Source organism: Brevibacterium sp. VCM10, assembly GCF_000583215.1.
In the GTDB taxonomy this organism is placed as follows: Bacteria; Actinomycetota; Actinomycetes; order Actinomycetales; family Brevibacteriaceae; genus Brevibacterium; species Brevibacterium linens.
Genome location: NZ_JAJB01000018.1, coordinates 82520 through 103687, shown reverse-complemented (window position 1 = coordinate 103687; position 21168 = coordinate 82520). Strand labels below are relative to the sequence as shown.

Here is a 21168-nt window from a genome sequence, read left to right as displayed (position 1 = left end):
ACCTCGCGCGAGGTTGCTGGGCCGCCGTCGGGTAGCAATTAGGAGCGGGCGGCTGCTAGGTCGTTGCGGAATGCGCGGCCTGCGGCACCCAAGTCACCGGCAGACGTGATGAAGCGGAAGCCCTGCTCCTTGCGCAGACGCGCCTCTTCGCCGTCGCCGCAATGGATTCCCGGGATCACCCCGGCGGCATCGGCGGCCGCGCGGATCCGCACGAGCGCCTCGGCGTGGGCCTCATTCGGCTGCCCGGGCAGGGCACCGACTGCGAACGCGAGATCAGCCGGACCGACATAGACCCCGTCGATGCCGGGTACGGCGCAGATGTCCCCGACCGCAGCCAGGCCCTCCTCGTTCTCGATCATGACGAACAGCAGCGGCCGCTCATCGTGCGTGTCCTGTACCGCACCGTGCATGATCTCGACGGTCGGCCCCCACGAGCGATCCCCGCCCCGCGATGGATAATCGAGCGCGGCCACCGCGGCCTGCGCCTCGTCGACCGAGGACACGAGCGGGACGATGATCGCCTCGACTCCCGCGTCGGCGAGCGCCCCGATCTCCGTGAATCGGTTCGCCGCGACCCGCGCCGTCACGAGCGCGTCCCCGCTGGCGCGCACGGCATCGGTCAGCCGCAGCACATCGGTGGGGCGGACGAGACCGTGCTGCAGATCGAGGCAGACATAGTCGAACCCGGCCGCCGACCCGATCTTCGCCAGCTCCGGGCTCGTCGACATCATCCACAGGCCGTTGTAGATCTCGCCCGCGCGCAGGCGGACCCGATGATTCTCAATCGCAGCAGTCATGACTGCATCGAATCACGTCGTGTTCAACTTCGCCGCCGCTGCCCGCAGTATGAGCCGACAATTCCGGCGTATCGTCTAGCGAACCAAAGCGGGACGTTTCGGGTCGAACGTCCAACCGGGAATCAACGACTGCATCGCGATCGAGTCGTCCCGGGCACCCAGTCCATGGTCGAGGTAGAGTCGATTGGCCGCTTCCAAACGGTCACGGTCGAGCTCGATTCCCAGCCCGGACGCTTGCGGAACCTCGATCTCACCGTCAACGATCTCAAGTGGCTTCCGCGTCACACCCTGTCCGTCCTGCCAGATCCAATGAGTGTCGAGTGCAGTGATCTCTCCGGGTGCTGCGGCTCCCACCTGTGTGAACATAGCCAACGAGATATCGAAGTGGTTGTTCGAGTGAGAACCCCAAGTGAGCCCGAAATCGTTACACAGCTGTGCCACTCTCACTGAGCCGGCCATCGTCCAGAAGTGCGGATCGGCCAAAGGAATGTCCACCGATCCTTGCCGCACGGCGTGCTGCATCTCCCGCCAGTCGGTTGCGATCATGTTCGTTGCTGTTCGCAGGCCCGTCGCCCGTTTGAACTCGGCCATCACCTCTCGCCCGGAAAAACGTCCTTCCGCACCACACGGGTCCTCCGCATAGGCAATGGCGTCGGCCATGCGCCTTCCGTAGCGAATCGCATCGTCGAGCATCCATCCGCCGTTGGGGTCCAGGGTGATGCGTGCCTCGGGGAATCGGTCCTTAAGCGCGAGAACGGTCTCGACTTCGGCGTCGCCCTCGAGCACACCGCCTTTGAGTTTGAAGTCGCGAAAGCCGTACTTCCCCTGAGCAGCCTCTGCGAGCGCAACCACGGAATCGGGATCGAGCGCCTTCTCTCTTCGGAGTCGATCCCAACCAGTGGCGTTCGATTCCCTGATATAGCCGAGATCCGCGGCGTCGGGATCGCCGACGTAAAACAGGTACCCGAGCATCGGGACGCTCGCCCGCTGCTGCCCGTCACCGAGGAGCTCAGCGACAGGCACCCCCAAATACTGGCCGTGGAGGTCGAGAAGGCAGGATTCGAGTGCTGTCACCGCGTGAACAGCTGTCCGCAGATCGAATGTCTGATCTCCCCTCCCTGCCGCATCTTGAGGTCCGAAGACTTCTCGCGTCTCTCGCAGGAGAGTGCGATAGAGGGATACAGGACGGCCAATCAGACTTGAGGCTGCTTCCGCAATGGTCGCTCGGATAGTCTCACCACCGGGCACCTCGCCCAGTCCGGTGCGGCCATCGCTGTCCGTCACAATGGCGATGTTCCTGGTGAAGTAGGGGCCGTGGGCTCCCGAAAGGTTCATCAGCATCGAGTCGTGTCCCGCGATGGGAACGACTTCGATATCGGCAATGGTGGGACTAGTGGTGGTGTTCATGGGTTCAACCTCGTGTGATTTTGCCGTCGATCTGACGGGGTACAGACCATGGATTCGAATCCTGGACAGGTTCGGGCTGCAACGCCACAGGCACGGACTGGTATGCGACTGGACGCAGGAAGCGTTCGATCGCCAGACTACCCACTGATGTAGTTGCCGGCGCCGATGTAGCAGGGAACGGACCACCGTGAACCATTGCATGACCGACTTCGACGCCGGTTGGCCAGCCGTTGAACAGAATTCGTCCGGCCAGGTCCTCAAGTACAGGCATCAGACTGGTCACCGCAGCGTTATCCGCCTCCGAAGCGTGAACCGTCACCGTCAGTTGACCTTCAAGCTCGTCAAGAGCTTCAGCCAGCGATTCGACATCCGAGTACCGAACAATCACCGAGGCAGCACCGAAGACCTCATTGCGGAGGACTGGGTTGGAGCGCAGTTCAGCCAGATCTGCCGAGAAGACCACCGGCGCTGGGGCGTTCTCGCCTTCGCCGGGGACACCACGACCAACAGTGGATACATTCTCCTCGTTCTCCAGATCGGACACTCCCTCTGCAAAGGCCTCCGCTATGCCCGGAGTCAGCATCGTCTGCCCGGTCTGTCCGTCGAGCCCCGCGGACACGGCTGCCACGAATGCATCGCCGCGTCCGCCGGCGGGAACGAACACGAGGCCAGGGGCGGTACACAATTGGCCACTGGAACCGGTCAGCGACCCGATAAACTGCTCAGCCAGCTCCGGCGCCCCGGATGATTCGGAGTCCAGAGCTCCCTCGAACATGATCACCGGGTTGATGGAGCTCATCTCAGCGTAAACCGGAATCGGGACCTCCCGCGCCGCCGCCGTCGCCGCCAGCGACAGACCTCCTCGGCGGGAGCCAGTGAATCCGATTGCCCTGACCAAGGGATCAGCAGCGAGTTGCTGGCCGATTTCGGACCCAGAGCCATAGAGGAGAGAGAAGACCCCGGAGGGCATATCGGACTCGAATACCGCTTCGGCGATCGCCTGCCCCACCAATTCACCAGTTCCGGGATGGGCGTTGTGCGCCTTCACAATGACAGGACAGCCAGCAGCCAGCGCTGCAGCCGTGTCGCCGCCTGCAACAGAGAACGCGAGCGGGAAATTGCTGGCGCCGAACACCACGACCGGGCCGAGCGGCACGCGACGCTGACGAATATCGAGACGTGGGGCGGGAGAGCGCTCGGGCTGTGCAGGGTCGATGCGAACGCCGTGGTAGTTGCCCTCTCGGACTACGTCGGCGAAGAGGCGAAGCTGTCCGACGGTACGACCGACTTCGCCGTTGAGGCGAGCATGGGGAAGACCAGTCTCCGCCATAGCCCGGCCGACGATCTCCTCGCGCTTGCCATCGATCCTCCGGGCAATGGCTTCAAGGAAGGCCGCCCGTTCATTCGGATTGGTTGCACGGTATTCGCGGAAAGCGTCGGCCGCAGCCTGAGTGGCCCGCTTGACCTGCGTCGCATCGAGCTTGCTGTATTCGGGATCGAGTGAAGAGTTGGTGCTAGGGTCGATGGCCTTTGTTGTGCCGTTAGTTCCCGGCACAGACTGCCCTGCGATGATCGATGTTCCTCTGAGTGCCTGTGTCATGACGTCCTTTCTCGACGGTTGGCTGGTCAGCGGCTGGGAAGGATGTCGGCTTCGCGGATAAGAGCTTCCAAGTCAGCCAAATCCTGCGGACGAAGATCTTGCAGCGGGGTGCGAACCGGCCCGGCGTCTCGGCCGATCGCCTTGAGCCCGGCTTTGACGATGGACACGCCGTACCCTTTGGCTCGGTCGCGGATGGCGCCATATGGAAGGACGAAGCGATTCAGCTTCTCTGTCACCGCGGCGTGGTCGAAATTCCTCACGTCCCGGTAGAAATCGAGGGCGAACTCCGGTACGAAGTTGAACATCGCCGACGAATAGGTGCTCATGCCGAGCTGCAACAGCGGCAACGCGTATGTCTCTGCGGTCGGGAGCCCGCCGAGATAGAACAGGCGGTCACCGTTCTTGGCGACGACCTTGGTGAGATGCTCGATGTCGCCGATAGCGTCCTTGAATCCGATGAAGTTGGGGTAGTTGTCCGCCAGCCTGGCTACTGTGTCGGCCGCGTAGATGGCATTGGCCCGGTTGTACACGATGATGCCGATCGTTGTCGCTTCGCAGATCGCGGCGACATGGTGGTAAAGACCGTTCTGATCACACTCGGTCAGGTAAGGGGGCAATACGAGTGCGCCTTCGGCCCCAACGGCTTCGGCGTCCTTGACGTTCTGAACCGCCTGAGAGGTCGAACCAGCTGCGGAAGCGAGTACCGGGACTTCGGGACGAGTCTCGGCGACCGCGAGCTCGACCACGCGTGCAGCCTCCCTCGGGGTGAGGCTGAAGCCCTCACCTGTGCCTCCGGCGGCGAACAGACCGGCCACATTGAAACTCGACTGCCAGGACAGATGCTCCCTATACCGGTCTTCGTCGACTTGGAAATCGCTGTCGAAGGCTGTGACGGGAAACGAGAGCAATCCTTCCTTCAGGTGCGCTGCCAGGGCTGTGGGTGAGAACTCTGCCATAGTTATGTCCTTTATTCGTTCGCTGATATCGCAACTGACTCTACGAACGCTCAACCATGCATGTCCAAGCCTATTTAACTATCGAATAATGCTGTTATTGCATCGTTCGTCATCTTGACTCCACCTGTATGACATACAGTAAGTTGTCATACATCTAGATTCTGGCCCGCCGCCCAGGATTTACTTCACTCCAGCCGCAAAGGACCGTTATGACCTACCAAGCCGACTCCGTCACTTCGCTCACTCTCTCCGCGATTCCACTGCCCCTCGCTACTCCCATCTCCGACGCTAAGGTGTTCACCGGCCGACAGAAGCCGATGACCGAGGTCGCCATGCTCTTCGTCGAGATCGAGACTGCACAAGGTCATACGGGCATCGGCTTCAGCTATTCCAAACGGGCAGGCGGTCCAGCACAGTATGCCCACGCAAAAGAAGTTGCCGAGGCAGTCATCGGAGAAGACCCCAATGACATCGATAAGATCTATGTCAAGCTCCTCTGGGCAGGAGCCTCAGTTGGGAGAGCCGGACTCGCTACCCAAGCGCTGGCAGCGATCGACATCGCACTCTATGACCTCAAAGCGAAACGAGCCGGCTTGCCCTTGGCCAAACTCCTGGGAGCCCATCGCGACTCAGTGCGTACCTACAACACGTCTGGGGGCTTCCTCCACGCGTCCATCAACGAAGTGAAGGATCGCGCCTCACAGTCCATCGAGGAAGGCATCGGTGGGATCAAGATCAAGGTCGGACTTCCGGATTCCGCAGAGGACATCCGTCGCCTCGATGCAGTCGCCGAACACATCGGGAGCACGCCGCTGATGGTCGATGCTAATCAGCAGTGGGACCGGCCCACCGCACTGCGGATGGGACGAATACTCGAGAAGTACAATCTCGTGTGGATCGAGGAGCCGCTCGACGCCCACGATTTCGAGGGCCACGCCCGCCTCACCGCGGCATTGGACACACCGATCGCCACCGGCGAAATGCTCAGCTCGGTGGCAGAGCACAGACGCCTCATCGAGAACCGTGCATGCGACATCATCCAGCCAGACGCTCCGCGAGTGGGTGGGATCAGCCAGTTTATGCGCCTGCTCCATCTCGCAGACGAGGCCGCTCTCGATGTCGCCCCCCACTTTGCGATGGAGATCCACGCTCACCTTGCAGCCTGTTATCCGCGTGAGACCTGGGTAGAGCACTTCGACTGGCTCGATCCCCTGTTCAACGAACGAATGGAGATCGCCGAGGGCCGAATGATCATTCCAGACCGGCCAGGGCTGGGAATCACCCTCAGCGAGCAAGCCCGACGCTGGACCACAGATTCGGTCACAGTCAGCTGACGTCGCGACCCCAGCGGTCGAGGAACTGAGAGACTGGGACCATGGCCTCGAATCTGTCCACCGCCGTCTCATCGACCCTCCGCTCGGAGATCGTTTCCGGCTCACTGCCCCCTGGGTCACGGCTGCCCAGCGAGGCTGCGCTCATCGAACGCTTCTCGGTGAGTCGCACGGTGATCCGCGAGTCCCTCGGACGCCTGCGGGCCGAGGGACTCATCCGTTCGGTCCGCGGCAGCGGCAGTTTTGTCCTGGCCCAGCCTCAGGTGCCGGGGAGATCGCCGTCCGGCACCGAATTAACACCTCCGATCGACCACTCCTCGTTGCTGGAGTTCAGAATCGCAGTCGAAACCGAGGCCGCTGCGCTCGGCGCGAACCGCAGGACCGCCGCCGAGCTGGAGGCGATCGCAGGAGCTCTTCAAGCCCTTGAGGCCTCAGGCGCTGATCCCGCTGCTTCACTGCAAGCTGACCTCGACTTCCACCGAGCCGTGGCCGAGGCGAGCCACAACACCTATTTCACGACTGCTCTCGATACTCTGGGTCCGGCGATGATAGCTATGCCTGACGAACGCCTCCGAGCTCAGCCCCAGCACATGCATCGGGTCACTCAGGAACACCATGCCGTGCACGACTGCTTCATCAGTGGAGATGCCCTTGGTGCGGCAGCAGCTATGCGCACACACCTGACCCAGTCACTGCTCCGTCTTCGCGCCGTCGACGACGAGGGAGCGTGAATCCGTCACCGCTCCGCCAGCCTGGTCGAGCCCACCTGTACGAATGGATGCCACCACACGATGCAGAGCCTCATTCGGCGATTCAGGATCCCAGATGGCTCGCAGCTCAACAATTCCCGGTGGGAGGTCGACGACATCGACATAGGTCACTCCCGACATCTGCAGCTTCCGCATCGACGAAGGCACAAAGGCGATGCCGATTCCAGCGGCTACCAGGTTGAGCATGGAGGTCATCTGACTCAGCGACTGCACCACCAGGCTGTGATCGATTCTGAAGTGACGGACAACAAGATCATAGAAGTATCGCGCCAATCGGGGAGAGTGCATGATGAGGGGCTGTCCCTCAATATCGGCGGCTTTCACCGGCTGTCGCGACTCCAGTAATGCGTGTCCCTCAGGAACCGCGAGCACGAGGTCTTCCCGCTGGAGCAGCATTGCCGCAAGTGGCTCTACGTGGTCCGGCGGTCGTCCGATTCCGAGGTCAACCTGCCCCTCGGTGATCGCTTTGATCTGTTCACCGGTGACCATCTCGGTCATCGACAGATCAACTCCGGGCAGACAGCGAGCCAGCCCCGAGACCAACGGTCCCAGCAGAGACATTCCGCTGCCAGTCGTGAACCCGAGAGAAACGTGTCCCTCGACGCCCGAGGCAATAAGTTGAGCCTGCTCGGGCGCCCGGTCGGCCAGCGCCAGCAGCTTCCTCGCCTCCTTGAGGAACTGCCTGCCAGCCGGTGTCAGCCTGACGCTGCGGTTGTCGCGATCGATCAGCTCAACGTCAACTGACTTCTCAAGCTTCTGCACCTGCCTGCTCAGAGGCGGCTGCGTCATCGACAGACTCTCGGCAGCCTTCCCGAAATGCAATTGTTCGGCGACCGCGACAAAGCAGCGCACCTGATCGAGAGTGAACATCCAACCGCCCTTGCTCGACTGCGTTTCGACCTGCACTAGACTCCGAATACAATACCCTAAGAGCATCAAATGATGTTTATTAAGGCTTGGACAGAACTACTTCGACTCCAATAGTGTCGGTCCCAACCACCTTGGAAATGTGACCCGAACAACTTCACAATGTCGGCTCGCCTCCCTCGCAACGAGGAGTCGGAGGACGGGAGCAGACACCGGGAAACGTCAGGTCACGAAGACAGTCGAGACACGAGAGTGACCTTCCAAGACATCTCCAGCAGGGGACACGGTTTACAACCAACTGAGGAAGTGACATGAAAAAGAAGCTGGCAGCACTCATCACCGCTCCGATTCTGGCCCTGTCAATGACCGCCTGCTCAGACGGCGGCACAGGCGACGATGGCGGCGTAGATGTCAATCGGGTACGAGTTGTACTTGGCTCGAGCTCCACAACTGCGGATACGTACCAGAACGCCCACGCGTTCACTGAAAACGTCGGTCAAGCCCTAGACGTGAACATGAAAGCGGATGCCATCGGCGCAAACAAGGCATTCCAGGCGCTTGATAAGGCCAAACCCGACGGAAGCACGATCATGTTCTTCCATGACATGGCATATCTGTCAGTCAAGTACGGCAGCCAGCCGGAGAAGTTCGGCCTCGACAACTGGACGGTCGGCCCCGTGGTATCGCTCAATCCAGGAGCAGCATTCCTCGCTAAGCACGACGCTCCTTACAATGATCTGGTTGAAGCGGCCGAGTGGCTCAACGACAATAAGTCAGAGACTCTGACCTTCGCCGTCGAAGCCGGAGGAACTTCCGAGCTGTCACTCGACGCGTTCTACCTCTGGGTGGCAGACAAGTACGGCGATGACGTGGCCGAGCGCATCAAGGTCTTCGCCACCGGATCCGACGAGGAAAAGAACCAAGCACTTTGGTCCGGCAATGTTGACATCATCTACGGTTCCATCGGCGGCAACGAGCAGTACACGAAAGATGATGTCGAGGACAAGGTCAAGGAGAAGTTCCTCGCGATCACTGCGAGCGAGCGAGTTGAAGGCTTCGACATTCCGACCTTCGCCGAACAGGGCATCGAAGTCGACGGAGAGCCTTTTACCTTCGACAAGGAGTTTTTCGTCCTCATGCCCAAGGATGTTGAAGACTCGTTCGCATCGGCACTTGACGATGCTACCGCCGAAGCAGTCGAGACCGACGCCTATGTTGACGAGCTGTCGAAGAATCATTTCCAACCGAACTATGTCCCACTCGACGAGAGCACCAAACATGTTGAGGAGAAGCGCGACCGGCTTGAATCCATCATCGATCAAGCCCCGGACTTCGACGATCTGGCCTCCTGATCGGCTTCTCGTGCGGCCCCACAGCTGGGGCCGCACTTCCATGCAAATCCACAAAGCCGTCGTCAAGGAACCACGCACATGAGCAATTTTCATACGCTCGACATCGATTTCAGCAATTATCATCTCGTCTTCCCATACGCGATCGGCACCCTACTCGTTGTTCTGCTGCTCGCAATGGGCATCAAGAAGACGGTAAGTGCAGTCTCTGCCAGGTCCGCTGAATCAGATGCGGCAAAAGCGCGATTCAGGTTCTTCGATGCCGACTTCGATTGGAAGAAGCTCTTCGGCACCCTGGCTTGCACTGTCGCGTACGTTCTGCTGCTGGATCCGCTCGGCTTCCTCTTCTCCAGCGTTCTGTTCGTCTTCGTCATATCACTGGTGTTCAAGCCGAAATTCACTCCGCGCGCGCTGATCGGACCGGCCGCCAACGCTGTCCTGACCCCGCTCGTCCTCTGGCTGGTGTTCGGCCAGATGTTCGACATCACCCTGCCCTAAGGAGCACTCATGGAACTCTTCGAGATATTCACTCCCATGGCGTTCGTGCTCGTCATCTTCGGTGTCTTCGTCGGCATCATCTTCGGCTCGATCCCCGGCCTCACCGCAACTATGGCGCTGGCGGTGTTCTTGCCACTGACCTTCGGCATGGACCTAGGAGAAGGTCTGGCCCTGCTCATCGGACTCTATGTCGGCGGCATCAGCGGTGGCATGATCCCGGCGGCGCTACTGAAGATCCCCGGCACACCATCGTCGGTGGCAACGACATTCGATGCATATCCGATGGCGCAGAAGGGCTATGCGGAGAAAGCCCTGAAGATCGGCATAGTCGCCTCAATCATTGGTGGCTTCATCAGTCTTGTGGTCCTCTATTTCTTCGCTCCAGTGCTCGGCACCGTGGCGATCAACTTCACTCCCGTGGAGAAATTCCTCATCATCCTGTTCGCGCTGACGATCATCGCCTCGATCTCCGAGAAGAGCATGCTCTCAGGCATCTTCAGCGGCATGCTAGGAGTCTTCGTCAGCCTCATCGGAGTTTTTCCCACCAACAACGAACTACGCATGGTGCCGTCGTTCCTCGAGGACTACCTCTGGGACGGATTCTCCCTGCTGCCGGTGCTCATCGGACTGTTCGGCATCTCTGAGATACTTCGAAATTCCGAACAGGGCCTGAAGACCGATACTTCCAAGAAGATCACCCTCAAGAAGGCGAAATCGGATCCTGAAGCGAAGTTCACCCTCAAGGAGTTCAAGGGTCAGACGGTCAATACGATCCGCTCGTCGATCATCGGAACCATCCTGGGCATCCTTCCAGGTGTCGGTGGCAGCGCCGCCTCGCTTATGTCTTACTCACAGACAAAGAACTTCTCCAAGCAGCCGCAGAAGCTCGGCAAAGGCTCGAACGAAGGCATCATCGCCAGCGAAGCTTCGAACAATGGCCTCACTGGCGGCGCGTTGGTTCCCCTGCTGTCCCTGGGCATCCCAGGCGACAGCACGACAGCAGTGCTTCTCGGCGCCTTCGTCTTGCAGGGGATCCAGGTCGGGCCGCTTTTCATCGGCGACAACCCTGACCTGTGGGATGGCATGATCATTGCCCTGCTGATTGCGAACATCGTTATGTTCCTCATGATGTTCACATCAATCCGCTACTTCGCCAAAATCATCGAAATACCCAAGCACGTTCTGTTCCCAATCATTCTGGTGATGTGCGTGGTGGGCTCGTTCGCGATCAACAACGGCGTGATGTTCGATGTCTGGACCGCGCTGATCTTCGGGGTGCTCGGCTTTGTGTTTATGAAGATCGGAATCCAGATCACCACCTTCCTCATCGGATTCATCCTGGGAAGGGACCTCGAGTCGAACTTCCTCGACAGTATGCAGGCGTCAGGAGGAGACCTCTTCGTCTTCTTCACCCGAAGCCCCATCGACTTGGCGCTTTGGGCTCTCATCATCGGTTCCGTGGTCTTCGGCGTCATCAGCACTCGGAAGAATTCCGACTCCGAACCGAAGAACTACCACGCGCACGCTGCCGATTGATTCCGACATGCTCGATGACGGGACTGAGTTCTTCCGACAACGGACAGGAGACTGTTCACATACTGCGACTCCTTCTGAACGACGAAGCATGCAACACTGGGTGGTCATAGACCGAAGGTCCAAGGGTTGACAGCTTTGGCGATCCCTTTCGATCGCCCCTCGCGATCATCCGTGCGAACCACACTCCCCCTCGTCGAGGCGCCCCTGTCCTCCCGTACTTGGGATCCTCCCGTACGCACCGTCGTCCCGCCTCGGCGAGGGGAATCACTCAGCCGGGCTGTCCTCGAGGAGAGGCCCGATGACTCGGTGGCGGGCGATGACGAAGGGGGCACTGGACCCGACTTCGAGGAGTTCGAGGTCGAGGCGACGAGGCAGCAGCGGCCGCCCCTTGCCGAGGACCACCGGCGCGGTCCACGTGATGATCTCGTCGAGGAGTCCCTCGTCGGCGAACTGCCCGGCGAGGTCGCCGCCGCCCATCACCCACAGGTCACGGTCGCCGGTGGCGGTGCACATTTCGAAATAGTGGTCGGAGACAGAGCCTTTCGCGAATCGGATGTCGGGGCTCTTCCCTTCCTTCCCGGGTTCGGGCAGGCCGAGCTTCCGGTGGGTCATCACCCATGCGGGAACCTCGTAGGGCCACGGTCCGTCGAGGTTGCGCAGCACCCATTCGTACGTCGTCGCACCCATGACGATCGCTCCGACCCCGTCGATGAACCCGTCATCCGGCGGTTCTTCGGTCTGACGCAGCAGCCATTGAAGCGAGTCGTTCGGGTCGGCGATGAACCCGTCGAGCGTGGTCGCGGTGTAGTAGACGGTGCGTGCCACAGGCAGTCTCCTCCTAGTTGCGTCTCTCTGTCATCCTATTGCGACAACGCTCTCTCACAGCAGATCGGCGTCGATTCCATCCGTTGACAGAACCGACGCCGATCGATGCGACAATCCTTCACGCCTCAGATTTACTGAGCCTCTCGCGCCTCAGTCGTCCTGAGCCGCGCCGCGTCTCACACCTCCCCAGTCCGCAGCGCCTCGGCGATGTATTCGGCCTGCCGGATCGCCAGCGCCACGATCGTCAGGGTCGGATTCGCCGCGGCACCGGTGGTGAACACCGATCCGTCGGAGACGAAGAGGTTCTTCACGTCGTGGGTCCGGCCCCACTTGTCGACGACCCCGTCTTCGGGACGTTCGCTCATCCGCGCCGTGCCGAGGTTGTGCGTCGACGGGTACGGCGGAGTGTGGTGGGACGTCTGCGCACCGACCGCCTCGTAGACTCTCTGACCTGCGGCGTAGGCATGTTCGCGCATCGCCAGGTCATTCGCGTGATCGTCGTAATGGACGTTCGGCACGGGCAGACCGTTCGTGTCCTTGACCGTCGTATTCAGCGTCACCCGGTTACTCTCCTGCGGCATGTCCTCACCGACGATCCACATTCCCGCCGTGTTGAGATACCGGTCGAGCAGCGCCACGAAGTCCGGTCCCCAGCCGCCGGGCTCGACGAAGGAGGCCATGAACGCCGGACCCAGCGAGATCGTCTCCATGTAGTAGCCGCCGGAGAATCCACGGTCGGGGTCATGGATCGACTCATCAGCGATGACTCCGGCCATCGTCTCCCCGCGATACATCCGCACGGGTTTGTCGAAGTGGCCCCACACGGTGCCGGTCAGGTGACGCATATAGTTCCGGCCCACGTGTCCGGACGAGTTCGCCAACCCATCGGGGAAGGACGGTGTGCCGGAGAGCAGGAGCAGCCTCGGCGTCTCGATCGAGTTGCCGGCCACGCACACGAGCTTCGCGGCCTGCCGGTGGAGGTTGCCGTCCTTGTCGAGGTAGAGAACGGCGTCGGCTCTGCCGTTCGCATCGTGGGTGATCTGCACGGCCTGGGACTCCGGCCGCAGATCGAGCAGCCCGGTGTCTGCCGCCCGCGGCAGCTCCCTGACCAGCGTCGACCACTTGGACTTGTTCTTGTCGCCTTGGAAGTTGAATCCGTCCTGGATGGAGGCGGGGCGTCCGTCGTATTCTTCGGCGTTCGTGGCGTACGGGCCGGTGGCGTAGAACTTGTAGCCGACTTCTTTCGCCCCTCCGGCGAAGACCTTGTAGTTGTTGTTCGCCGGCAGCGGCTTCCGGCCGTGGACATGGGTCGAGCCCATCGCCTTCTCCGCCCGGTCGTAGTACGGGGCCAGTTCGTCCAGGGTGATCGGCCAGTCGAGGAGGTTCGCTCCGTCGATGCGACCATAGACGCTGCGGGCTTTGAACTCATGGTCTTTGAATCGCGGCGTTGCCCCCGACCAGTGGGTCGTCGTCCCGCCCACGGCCTTGACGATCCAGGCCGGCAGGTTCGGGAAGTCACGGGCGATCCGCCACGATCCCGTCGTGGTCCTGGGGTCGAGCCAGGCCATCTGGTTGAAGGCCTCCCACTCGTTGTTGACGTAGTCCTCGTTGCGCAGATACGGCCCGGCTTCGAGCACGACGACAGGGATGCCCTTCGCCGTGAGCTCGTACGCCAGGGTTCCCCCGCCGGCGCCGGAGCCGACGATGACGACGGCTTCCTCGTCCGGGTCGATGCTGTATCCGGTCACACTGCGTCCGGCCTCGGCACCGGCACCGCGTCCTGTATTCTCAGCGGTCATCACTTCTTCACCTCACCCATCTCGGCGCGCTGCGGCGCGGGCTGATTGGTCGATTCGTCACCGGCAAAACCGCCGCTGCGGGCACCCATAACACCGTCACCGAGCTCCGGAATCGGCTCGTCCTCGGGGTAGACGATGCGCGGTTCGGGCAGCCAGTCGAGATCGTCGAAGCCGCGGTTGATATAACCACCTTTGTCGAACGACGGCCCTTCGTAGCCAAGCGTCTCCCACACCTCCGTATCGTCATAGAGGTTGAGCACGGCGGTGCGGCGGACGAAGCCGAAGAACTCGGTGGACTCGACCCGGCGCAGCACCTTGAGCGCGGAATCGTCGTCGAGCCCGCAGAAGTCACCATCGGAGAGCTGATCTAACGACAACAGCCCTTGGATGAGGGCCACCCGGAACCAGGTCTCTTCATCGGCAGCGATGAGGATCTTCTCCGCGGTGCGCACATACGGCCCGTCGGGGAAGTCTGCGTGCGGGAATGCCACGCGCAGCACTCGGATGAGGCTCTGCTTCGCCTCATCGGTCATCTCCATCGCATTCAGCGATGGGTACTTTGCAGGGAATGCCATCGGATGCTCCTTTGCTCCACTCGGCCGGCGGCATCGACGCACGCCCGCCACTGACCTGACACAAGCAACCTATGTGATCCACAGCACCATGGACTACCCTCATTCTCATCACATGAAAAAGTCGATCGCCGAGGCGGCTCCACCGTCCCGCACCCACGACCGTTCCCGCCCGGCCGCCTCCGTCCACGGCCCGGCAGCCGGGGCCGGATGCCCACCGCCGAGGCGATCGCACAGTCAGGAGTCCGCGTGTCCAACAGTGCCGTGATCCAACGAACCTTCGCCGTGCTGGAGGCCGTCGCCTCTTCGGGCAGCGCATCAGCGAAGACCGTGGCCACCCGCCTCGAGATCCCTCTGCCCACCGTCTACCGGCTCCTCAACGAGCTCGCCGATTCCGGGTATCTCGTCTATCTCAAGGACACCAAGCGTTTCGAGCTCGGTCCCAAATGCTTCGAACTCGGGCTGTCGTTCCAGCAGCGCCTCGTCGCTCCGCATCCGATCCGGCAGATCACCGATCAGCTCCATCGGTCGCTGGGCACTGCCGCCTATTTCGCGATCTACCGCGGCTCGGACATCATCCTCACCTACTGCTCCGACTGCGAGAAGCATCCGCGGCTGCGGCCCCTGCGCTTCGGGTTCCACGAGGCCGCGCACGCCACTGCTTTCGGCAAGATCCTCTTGGCCGGAATGCCCGAACCGCAGCGCACCGACTACCTCGAGGCGCGCGGAATGCAGGTGCTCACCCCGCAGACGATGATCAGCCGAGAGGCCCTCGACCCTCACCTTGTCGAGGTGGCCACCCGCGGAATCGCATGGGAGCACGAGGAGTTCCTGCCCCGTCAGACCTGCGCGGCCGTACCAGTGCGCAATGGCACGGGAATGCAGGTCGGGGCGATGGCGATCAGCACTCCCTCGTCGAAGATGGCGGGGAGGGTGAAGTTGGTCGAATCGACCCTGCGTGAACATGCGGGCCTGGCGTCGAGCTACCTGCGCGGCGGGTCGGTCACCGTCCCCGTCGTCGAGCACGCGTGAGCCGCGACCGTCGGTGAATGCACGTGAGCGGTGCCCAACCGCCGAGCACGCGTGGGCCGCACTCCCGAAGGTGACCACATCCCCCACAGCCGGCCGCCGTTGGACTCCAGCTTTATCGCCACATGAGAAGAACCGTGTCCTCCGGCTGCCGATTCTGCTGAGAATGATCGTGCTCGCTCACAGTTGAGAACTCAAGGAGGAGACATGGGCACGAGCAACAGCGTCGCAGTCGTGACGGGGTCCGCACGGGGAATCGGTCAGGGCATCGCGCAGAGGCTCGGAGCCGATGGCCATCATGTCATCATCGCCGATCTGCCGAGCATGCAGGACGGGGTGGCGGAGACCGTCACAACGATCGAAACGGCAGGTGGGAAGGCCACCGGCGCCGAGGTGGACGTCACGGACGAGGATTCGCTGAGCCGCCTCGTCGAGGTTGCCGTCGCTGCGGGAGGAAAACTCGACGTCTTCGTCGCGAACGCCGGAATCGCCCAGGTCGAACCCCTCATCGACTATTCGAAGGCCGACTTCGAGAAGATCGTCGACGTCAATCTCACCGGCGTCTTCCTGTCGTATCAGGCTGCGGCGAAGCAGATGATCGAGCAGGGCAACGGCGGCAAGATCATCGGCGCTGCCTCGATCGTCGCGTTCCGTCCCTTCGCGCTGCTGTCACCGTATTCGGCGACGAAATGGGCGGTGCGCGGACTGACCCAGGGCGCCGCGATGGAGTGGGCCAAGCACGGCATCACCGTCAACGCCTACGGGCCCGGCATCGTCGGCACCGCGATGTGGGATCTCATCGATGAGAAACTCGCCGCCGAGGAGGGGCTGGCCAAAGGTGAGGCGATCAAGAACTATGCTGGTGACATCCTCATGGGCCGGGTGTCCGTGCCCGAGGACGTCGCGAACCTCGTGTCGTTCCTCGCCAGCGAGGACTCCGATTACATCACCGGACAGACCATGCTCGTCGACGGCGGAATGCAGTTCTCCTAACGTTGTCGCTGAGAGCAGAAACCGACACCGCCACACCCACATCTCCACCCGAGAGAACAACCACAGAGAGAAGGAAGAAGACATGATCTTCATCGTCGTAAAGTTCCCCGTCAAGCCCGAACTGGCCGACCAGTGGCCCGAGCTGACCCGCGAGTTCACTGAGGCGACCCGTGCCGAACCGGGCAACAAATGGTTCGAGTGGTCGCGCAGCCTCGATGACCCGAACGAGTACGTCCTCGTCGAAGCCTTCGACGACGATGCCGCGGAAGCGCATGTGAAGTCCGATCACTTCCAGGCCGCGACCGCCACGGGCGGGCCGATGCACTCCGCACTGACAGCGACCCCGAAGATCATCTCCCGTCAGATCGACGGCGACGATTGGGATGCGATGGGCGAGCTGCAGGTCGACTGATCCCCCACCGAGGCGGCCGTCCCCGATCGGGACGACCTCATCCGCCGAGACAGCCGCGCGGGTCCGCTGATGCGTTCAGCGGACCCGCGCCAGGTTCCGGGCACCGGCAAACTCACCAGCTTGGTGAACCTGCAGCAGCTCGGTGCAGGCACCAAGCCGCTGCAGGTTCACCAAGCTGAAGGCTCACCTCTGCGGCAGGTAGGCCTTCTGGCTGCCGACCCATTCGTCGAGCACGTCTGCGCGGTCATCGAATTCTGCGGTCGAGAACGCCAGACCCTTCGTCGGCACGCTGGCGCCGAGTTCGACGAGCAGCGGTCGCAGGGTCGTCTCCACCGCCAGGGTGTGCGCCGGGGATCCGATGGTGAAGACCGGGATCGCGGTCAGCCCGTGCAGACCATTTGCGTCATACCGGTCGAGGAAGGCTTTGAGCAACCCTGTGTAGCTGGCCTTGTAGGTCGGCGTGGCGATGACGGCGAAATCAGCAGTGGCCAGGCGCTCGGTGAGTGCGTCGAGACGGTCGGACTTCCAGGAGAAGATCTCATCGGTCACCTCGGCGAGCTCGATCGTTTCGTCGATCTCGGAACCGGTCACCTCGGCGATCTTACCTGCGAGGTCCTCGGCCACCTGACGGGTGCGCGAGTTGGGGCTCGGGTTGCCGACGACGACGGCGATGCGTGTGGTCATAAGGGGTCCTCTCCTCGAGTGTTCACCGGGTCATTGCGCCCAGACACCCACACTAGAAGCGGTCAGCCATTGCGAAAGCACTGCCGTTCATCTGGCGTCATCGCAGTGATGCTCGGGATCGCACACGTGGTTCCCCGAATCAGCGGGATCAGATTGTCGTTTCACGGCTCGAAAATCTACATTCTGCTCCCGCAGAATCGGACCGATCCGGCTCCGGCCGACCACCCGCGACCGACCACCTGCTACCTGCCGCCACCGCCTGCCTTCTGCTCGAGGTGATACCGAATCTTCCGCTCAAGCTCCGCCCTGCTCATCTGGCTCGTCACCCTCAGCACCTCCCAGCCCTCGTGCCGCAGAGCCTCGTCTCTGGCGATGTCACTTGTCCATTGTGATTTGGACAGCAGGTGGTGTTCACCTTCGTATTCGAGCGCCAACTTCACGTGGGGATAGCCTAAATCCGGCTCGACCGTGCGGTTGAGCAGACGACAGTAGACCTGTGGATGGACCACAGGTTCCGGCAGTCCACGGCTCAGTGCCCACAGTCGAAGGTTCGTCTCCTGCGGCGAGTCAACGTCTTCCCTGATCAATGACAGTGCTGAGTCGACCTGCGCTCGCTGCCTCAGGTAATTCCGCTGTGTGATCTTCGTCCTCAGGAACTCGAGGCTGCACAACGGCGGTCCATGCCATCCGCCGACGATCGCATCACCGAGGGCAACGAGCTCGTCACGGGTCAGCTCGGCGCTGAGATCGAGGAAGACCCCGACCGGCGAATGCATCGGCAGCTCAAGCCAGTACCCGGCTTCCTCACGCGCGTGGCGGCGTACGGTCGTCCCCTTCCGCGCCACCTTCCTGCCCGGGTCGAAAGTGACCAGGTGCAGATGCTCATCGATGAGTCTGTGCGGCAGTGGCAAACCGAACAGTCGCGCGGCCGTGGCACCCCCTGCGACGATCCCGGGAACGACCATGGTCATCGCCCTGAGCCGAAGGCTCTCCTCCATCCACTTCTCATCGGCCCAGCTCGGAGTCGGGTGCTCGACACATCGCACCTCATCCCGGTGGATGCCCGCCGTGACGGCACTGAAACGCGGATCATACCGCAGATGATGCCGGCTGATCCCCCGTTCCTCGGCCTCACTGGTTCTGAAGAGTGACGGATAGCTGCGTTGCTCGATGAGGAGGTCCATGACCAGTAGGAGAGTCGGATACGCGCCCGACCGCAAGGCACCGGCTTCCACCCTGTGGACGCCGCTGACGTCTCCACAGGGCGCCGACACGCGAGTCCGGAGCCGTCCACAGCTCTTCGACGCACGAGTGACGCCACCTTCCCTTCCCGCCAGAACCGGGCCTTCAGGCAGATTCTTCAGGATTTCCCGGGAGAAGAATGTAGAGATTCCGAGCTGAAACCGACATTCTTCTCCCGCCGAAGCCCAGGCCCCCACCGGAAATGCTTGCTCTACCCACAGGCATCCGCGCTTGAGTGGGCACTCGCACCCTCCGGCAGGAAGGAACAGCCCTACTCCCCCGCCTGCTTCCGCGCGCCGAGTGCCAGTCGGGCGATGTCGCGCAGCACTTCGAGCTCCTCACTGCCGTCGAGCAGCGCCCGCAGTTCGACGGCGGCCCGGCTGAGCAGGGTGCGATAGGCGCCGGCGACGTTGTCCGGCTCCCGGGTCAGTGGGTAGGACACGCAGAGGGCGAACACGATCGCACCGACGGTGAAGGCCACACTCGCCGAGGCGGTCCCGGCCACCCGTGCCTGCTTCGTCGCGTAGAACTCCCCCGGATTCCCCGGCCCGCACAGCGCCAGGGCCGCCGAGCCGCCGTCGACGAGCGGCAGCACCGCCCCGACGCCACGAGAGACACGCAGCTCATGGTCGGCTTCGACATTGCGCACGCACACCCGATCCTCACCGACGCGGACCCACAGCTGCACGGACTCCCCGGTCATCGTCCGCAGATGGTCGAGCACCGAGTTCGTCGTGACGATATTGCGCCGGCCCGGGAAGGGACCCAACCGCAGCAGCCCCGAGGAGTCACGGACGATGAACTTGTGCGCCCGCAGATCGGTCAGCAGCCGGTACGTCGTCGACTTCGAATAGCCGAGGCGGCGGCACACCTTTGCCGCAGTCATCGGCGAGTCCTGGAGGACGGCGAGGATAGCCGCACTGCGGTCGATGACACCGATCTCCGCCGGCGCCTGTTCAGAACTCTTCATCCCCACTCCTCACGACACCGTCACATCGGCGAGCAGCTTCCTGCGGCTCACCCACCACCGGACGATGATGGGTCCGATGATGCCTGCCACCATGAGGATGATGATCGACAGCGACACCGGCCTGGTGACCAAGGGCGCGAACGAACCGCCGGAGATCTGCAGCATGCGCCGGAAATTGTCCTCGAGCAGCGGCACGAGCACAAGTGCGAGGATCGCCGGGGCCAAGGGGATCCCGCCCTTCTCCATGAGGTAGCCGATGACTCCGAAGATGCCGAGCATCATCAGGCCGAACAGGCTGAATTCGATGGCGTAGGCACCGATGACCACGAGCACGAGGATCGCAGAGAAGAGGATCTCCTTGGGCATCTTCAGCAGTTTGACGAAGACTCCGACCAGCGGCAGGTTGAGGATGATGAGCGCGATGTTGCCGATGTACATGCTGGCGATGATCGTCCAGATCAGACCGGTGTCGTCCCGGAAGATCAGCGGCCCGGGCTGCAGACCGTACATCGTGAACACGAAGAGCAGCAGCGCCGTCGTCGCCGAACCCGGGATGCCGAGGCTGAACAGCGGAATCATCGCACCGCCGACACCGGCATTGTTCGCCGCTTCGGGACCGGCCACGCCCTCGATGGCGCCGTGACCGAATTCGTCCTTCCGCTTCGAGATCCGCTTCTCCATGATGTAGGACATGAACGAGGCCAGCGAGGGACCGACGCCGGGCAGGATGCCGATGATGAAACCGAGCACCGAACCGCGGGCCCACGGCCCGGTCGACCGCTGCCAGTCCTGCTTCGTCATCCACTTGTCTTCGCCGAAGCCCTGGATCTCGTCCTTGGCCCCGCGCCCGAGCGCAAGATTCCGGATCGCCTCGGGGATGGCGAAGAGCGCCATCGCGAAGATCGTGAAGTCGATCCCGTCGGAGAGCAGATCGATGCCGAAGGTCTGCCGGGGCAGTCCGGTCTGGAAATCCAGCCCGATGAGGCCGACGGCCAGGCCGATGAAGATCGAGATGAGCGCCTTGGCCCGCGAACCCGCCGACATCGTCGACGCGAGCAGCAGGGCCGTGGCCATGAGCAGGAAGTATTCGGTGGCGCCGAAGACGTTCGCGAGTTTGACGAGCACGGGCGAGAGGAACGTCAGCCCGATGATCGCCAGGGTCCCGGCGAGGAACGACCCGATCGCCGCGGTCGCCAGCGCCGCCTTTCCGCGACCTCGGCGAGCCATCTCGTAGCCTTCGATCGCGGTCACCGCACTGGCGACCTCACCAGGGGTTTTGATGAGGGTCGCGGTGATCGAGCCGCCGTACATCGACCCGTAGTAGATTCCGCACAGCAGAATGAGACCGTGGACCGGTTCCATGCCGAAGGAGACCGGAATGAGGATTGCGATCGCGGAGATCGGTCCGATTCCCGGCAGCACTCCGACGACGGTGCCCAGCAGCACGCCGAGGAGGGCGAAGGCGAGGCTGGCCGGCTCCACCGCCGAGGCGAAGCCGCCTCCCAGATCGATGAGAGTATCCATGTCCGCC

Annotated in this window: 20 protein-coding genes; 8 read left to right on the top strand and 12 right to left on the bottom strand. The window is 62.2% G+C overall.

Annotated features, from left to right (window positions below; genetic code table 11):
- Window positions 1-38: 38 nt before the first annotated feature.
- From AD89_RS0104850 to kdgD, 4 genes are all read right to left on the bottom strand, one after another.
- A complete protein-coding gene (locus AD89_RS0104850; RefSeq protein WP_025777485.1) occupies window positions 39-797 on the bottom strand; it encodes an HpcH/HpaI aldolase family protein in 759 nt (252 codons plus the stop codon).
- A gap of 75 nt (window positions 798-872) precedes the next feature.
- Entirely contained in the window at window positions 873-2204 is a 1332-nt protein-coding gene (locus AD89_RS0104845; RefSeq protein WP_025777484.1) for an enolase C-terminal domain-like protein, read from the bottom strand.
- Window positions 2205-2208: 4 nt separating this feature from the next.
- Window positions 2209-3804, bottom strand: a complete 1596-nt coding sequence (locus AD89_RS0104840) for an aldehyde dehydrogenase (NADP(+)) (RefSeq protein ID WP_025777483.1) — start codon at window positions 3802-3804, stop codon at window positions 2209-2211.
- Window positions 3805-3830: 26 nt separating this feature from the next.
- On the bottom strand, window positions 3831-4760 hold the full coding sequence (kdgD, locus tag AD89_RS0104835) for a 5-dehydro-4-deoxyglucarate dehydratase (protein ID WP_025777482.1): 930 nt from the start codon (window positions 4758-4760) through the stop codon (window positions 3831-3833).
- A 209-nt stretch (window positions 4761-4969) separates the two neighbouring features.
- On the opposite strand from kdgD, the gene AD89_RS0104830 reads away from it, so the two are divergent.
- Together AD89_RS0104830 and AD89_RS0104825 are read left to right on the top strand one after the other, a co-directional pair.
- The gene (locus AD89_RS0104830; RefSeq protein ID WP_025777481.1) at window positions 4970-6094 is read left to right on the top strand and encodes an L-talarate/galactarate dehydratase; all 1125 of its coding nucleotides are present in this window, start codon (window positions 4970-4972) and stop codon (window positions 6092-6094) included.
- A 41-nt stretch (window positions 6095-6135) separates the two neighbouring features.
- On the top strand, window positions 6136-6822 hold the full coding sequence (locus tag AD89_RS0104825; protein ID WP_025777480.1) for a FadR/GntR family transcriptional regulator: 687 nt from the start codon (window positions 6136-6138) through the stop codon (window positions 6820-6822).
- On the opposite strand, the gene AD89_RS0104820 is transcribed toward AD89_RS0104825, so the two are convergent.
- Window positions 6781-7731, bottom strand: a complete 951-nt coding sequence (locus tag AD89_RS0104820; RefSeq protein WP_025777479.1) for a LysR family transcriptional regulator — start codon at window positions 7729-7731, stop codon at window positions 6781-6783. The two genes, AD89_RS0104825 and AD89_RS0104820, sit on opposite strands and share 42 nt — an antisense overlap.
- A 308-nt stretch (window positions 7732-8039) precedes the next feature.
- On the opposite strand from AD89_RS0104820, the gene AD89_RS0104815 reads away from it, so the two are divergent.
- From AD89_RS0104815 to AD89_RS0104805, 3 genes are all read left to right on the top strand, one after another.
- Window positions 8040-9080: a tripartite tricarboxylate transporter substrate-binding protein gene (locus tag AD89_RS0104815; RefSeq protein ID WP_081770339.1), complete on the top strand. Its 1041-nt coding sequence runs from the start codon at window positions 8040-8042 to the stop codon at window positions 9078-9080.
- Between the two features lie 78 nt (window positions 9081-9158).
- Window positions 9159-9575, top strand: coding sequence for a tripartite tricarboxylate transporter TctB family protein (locus AD89_RS0104810; RefSeq protein ID WP_025777477.1), 417 nt, complete (start codon window positions 9159-9161; stop codon window positions 9573-9575).
- Window positions 9576-9584: 9 nt separating this feature from the next.
- Complete coding sequence (locus AD89_RS0104805; protein ID WP_025777476.1) at window positions 9585-11111, top strand: tripartite tricarboxylate transporter permease; 1527 nt, start codon at window positions 9585-9587, stop codon at window positions 11109-11111.
- 264 nt (window positions 11112-11375) lie between these two features.
- Here AD89_RS0104805 and AD89_RS0104800 read toward each other — a convergent pair whose 3' ends face one another.
- The 3 genes from AD89_RS0104800 to AD89_RS0104790 form a co-directional block, all read right to left on the bottom strand.
- The gene (locus tag AD89_RS0104800) at window positions 11376-11936 is read right to left on the bottom strand and encodes a dihydrofolate reductase family protein (protein WP_025777475.1); all 561 of its coding nucleotides are present in this window, start codon (window positions 11934-11936) and stop codon (window positions 11376-11378) included.
- A gap of 176 nt (window positions 11937-12112) precedes the next feature.
- Window positions 12113-13735 (bottom strand): GMC family oxidoreductase, encoded by a 1623-nt coding sequence (locus AD89_RS0104795; protein ID WP_081770338.1) that lies wholly within the window; start codon window positions 13733-13735, stop codon window positions 12113-12115.
- Window positions 13735-14310 carry a hypothetical protein gene (locus tag AD89_RS0104790; RefSeq protein ID WP_025777473.1) on the bottom strand — a complete coding sequence of 192 codons (576 nt, stop codon included), beginning with the start codon at window positions 14308-14310 and terminating at the stop codon, window positions 13735-13737. Before AD89_RS0104790 ends, AD89_RS0104795 begins: the two co-directional genes overlap by 1 nt.
- Before the next feature lie 246 nt (window positions 14311-14556).
- Between AD89_RS0104790 and AD89_RS0104785 the strand changes: the two genes are divergently transcribed.
- The 3 genes from AD89_RS0104785 (at window position 14557) to AD89_RS0104775 (ending at window position 16741) form a co-directional block, all read left to right on the top strand.
- Window positions 14557-15339 carry an IclR family transcriptional regulator gene (locus tag AD89_RS0104785; protein ID WP_025777472.1) on the top strand — a complete coding sequence of 261 codons (783 nt, stop codon included), beginning with the start codon at window positions 14557-14559 and terminating at the stop codon, window positions 15337-15339.
- Between the two features lie 204 nt (window positions 15340-15543).
- Complete coding sequence (locus AD89_RS0104780) at window positions 15544-16329, top strand: SDR family oxidoreductase (protein WP_025777471.1); 786 nt, start codon at window positions 15544-15546, stop codon at window positions 16327-16329.
- Window positions 16330-16411: 82 nt separating this feature from the next.
- The gene (locus tag AD89_RS0104775; protein WP_025777470.1) at window positions 16412-16741 is read left to right on the top strand and encodes a putative quinol monooxygenase; all 330 of its coding nucleotides are present in this window, start codon (window positions 16412-16414) and stop codon (window positions 16739-16741) included.
- 183 nt (window positions 16742-16924) lie between these two features.
- Here the strand turns inward: AD89_RS0104775 and AD89_RS0104770 are convergent, their stop codons facing one another.
- The 4 genes from AD89_RS0104770 to AD89_RS0104755 all read right to left on the bottom strand — a co-directional run bounded on the left by AD89_RS0104770 (window position 16925) and on the right by AD89_RS0104755 (window position 21161).
- Window positions 16925-17425: an NADPH-dependent FMN reductase gene (locus AD89_RS0104770; RefSeq protein WP_025777469.1), complete on the bottom strand. Its 501-nt coding sequence runs from the start codon at window positions 17423-17425 to the stop codon at window positions 16925-16927.
- A gap of 242 nt (window positions 17426-17667) precedes the next feature.
- Window positions 17668-18609, bottom strand: coding sequence for a hypothetical protein (locus AD89_RS19865; RefSeq protein WP_155807371.1), 942 nt, complete (start codon window positions 18607-18609; stop codon window positions 17668-17670).
- Window positions 18610-18938: 329 nt separating this feature from the next.
- On the bottom strand, window positions 18939-19637 hold the full coding sequence (locus AD89_RS19225) for a helix-turn-helix domain-containing protein (protein ID WP_025777467.1): 699 nt from the start codon (window positions 19635-19637) through the stop codon (window positions 18939-18941).
- 9 nt (window positions 19638-19646) lie between these two features.
- On the bottom strand, window positions 19647-21161 hold the full coding sequence (locus AD89_RS0104755; protein WP_025777466.1) for a tripartite tricarboxylate transporter permease: 1515 nt from the start codon (window positions 21159-21161) through the stop codon (window positions 19647-19649).
- Window positions 21162-21168 lie beyond the last annotated feature (7 nt).

Excerpts from the sequence above, each read along its gene's own strand:
- AD89_RS19865 (WP_155807371.1), bottom strand. The coding sequence starts at position 18,609 with ATGGACCTCCTCATCGAGCAACGCAGCTATCCGTCACTCTTCAGAACC.
- AD89_RS0104840 (WP_025777483.1), bottom strand. The coding sequence starts at position 3,804 with ATGACACAGGCACTCAGAGGAACATCGATCATCGCAGGGCAGTCTGTG.
- kdgD (WP_025777482.1), bottom strand. The coding sequence starts at position 4,760 with ATGGCAGAGTTCTCACCCACAGCCCTGGCAGCGCACCTGAAGGAAGGA.
- AD89_RS0104775 (WP_025777470.1), top strand. The coding sequence starts at position 16,412 with ATGATCTTCATCGTCGTAAAGTTCCCCGTCAAGCCCGAACTGGCCGAC.
- AD89_RS0104790 (WP_025777473.1), bottom strand. The coding sequence starts at position 14,310 with ATGGCATTCCCTGCAAAGTACCCATCGCTGAATGCGATGGAGATGACC.
- AD89_RS0104770 (WP_025777469.1), bottom strand. The coding sequence starts at position 17,425 with ATGACCACACGCATCGCCGTCGTCGTCGGCAACCCGAGCCCCAACTCG.
- AD89_RS0104815 (WP_081770339.1), top strand. The coding sequence starts at position 8,040 with ATGAAAAAGAAGCTGGCAGCACTCATCACCGCTCCGATTCTGGCCCTG.
- AD89_RS0104850 (WP_025777485.1), bottom strand. The coding sequence starts at position 797 with ATGACTGCTGCGATTGAGAATCATCGGGTCCGCCTGCGCGCGGGCGAG.
- AD89_RS0104820 (WP_025777479.1), bottom strand. The coding sequence starts at position 7,731 with ATGTTCACTCTCGATCAGGTGCGCTGCTTTGTCGCGGTCGCCGAACAA.
- AD89_RS0104830 (WP_025777481.1), top strand. The coding sequence starts at position 4,970 with ATGACCTACCAAGCCGACTCCGTCACTTCGCTCACTCTCTCCGCGATT.
- AD89_RS0104795 (WP_081770338.1), bottom strand. The coding sequence starts at position 13,735 with ATGACCGCTGAGAATACAGGACGCGGTGCCGGTGCCGAGGCCGGACGC.
- AD89_RS0104780 (WP_025777471.1), top strand. The coding sequence starts at position 15,544 with ATGGGCACGAGCAACAGCGTCGCAGTCGTGACGGGGTCCGCACGGGGA.
- AD89_RS19225 (WP_025777467.1), bottom strand. The coding sequence starts at position 19,637 with ATGAAGAGTTCTGAACAGGCGCCGGCGGAGATCGGTGTCATCGACCGC.
- AD89_RS0104755 (WP_025777466.1), bottom strand. The coding sequence starts at position 21,161 with ATGGATACTCTCATCGATCTGGGAGGCGGCTTCGCCTCGGCGGTGGAG.
- AD89_RS0104825 (WP_025777480.1), top strand. The coding sequence starts at position 6,136 with ATGGCCTCGAATCTGTCCACCGCCGTCTCATCGACCCTCCGCTCGGAG.
- AD89_RS0104810 (WP_025777477.1), top strand. The coding sequence starts at position 9,159 with ATGAGCAATTTTCATACGCTCGACATCGATTTCAGCAATTATCATCTC.
- AD89_RS0104805 (WP_025777476.1), top strand. The coding sequence starts at position 9,585 with ATGGAACTCTTCGAGATATTCACTCCCATGGCGTTCGTGCTCGTCATC.
- AD89_RS0104845 (WP_025777484.1), bottom strand. The coding sequence starts at position 2,204 with ATGAACACCACCACTAGTCCCACCATTGCCGATATCGAAGTCGTTCCC.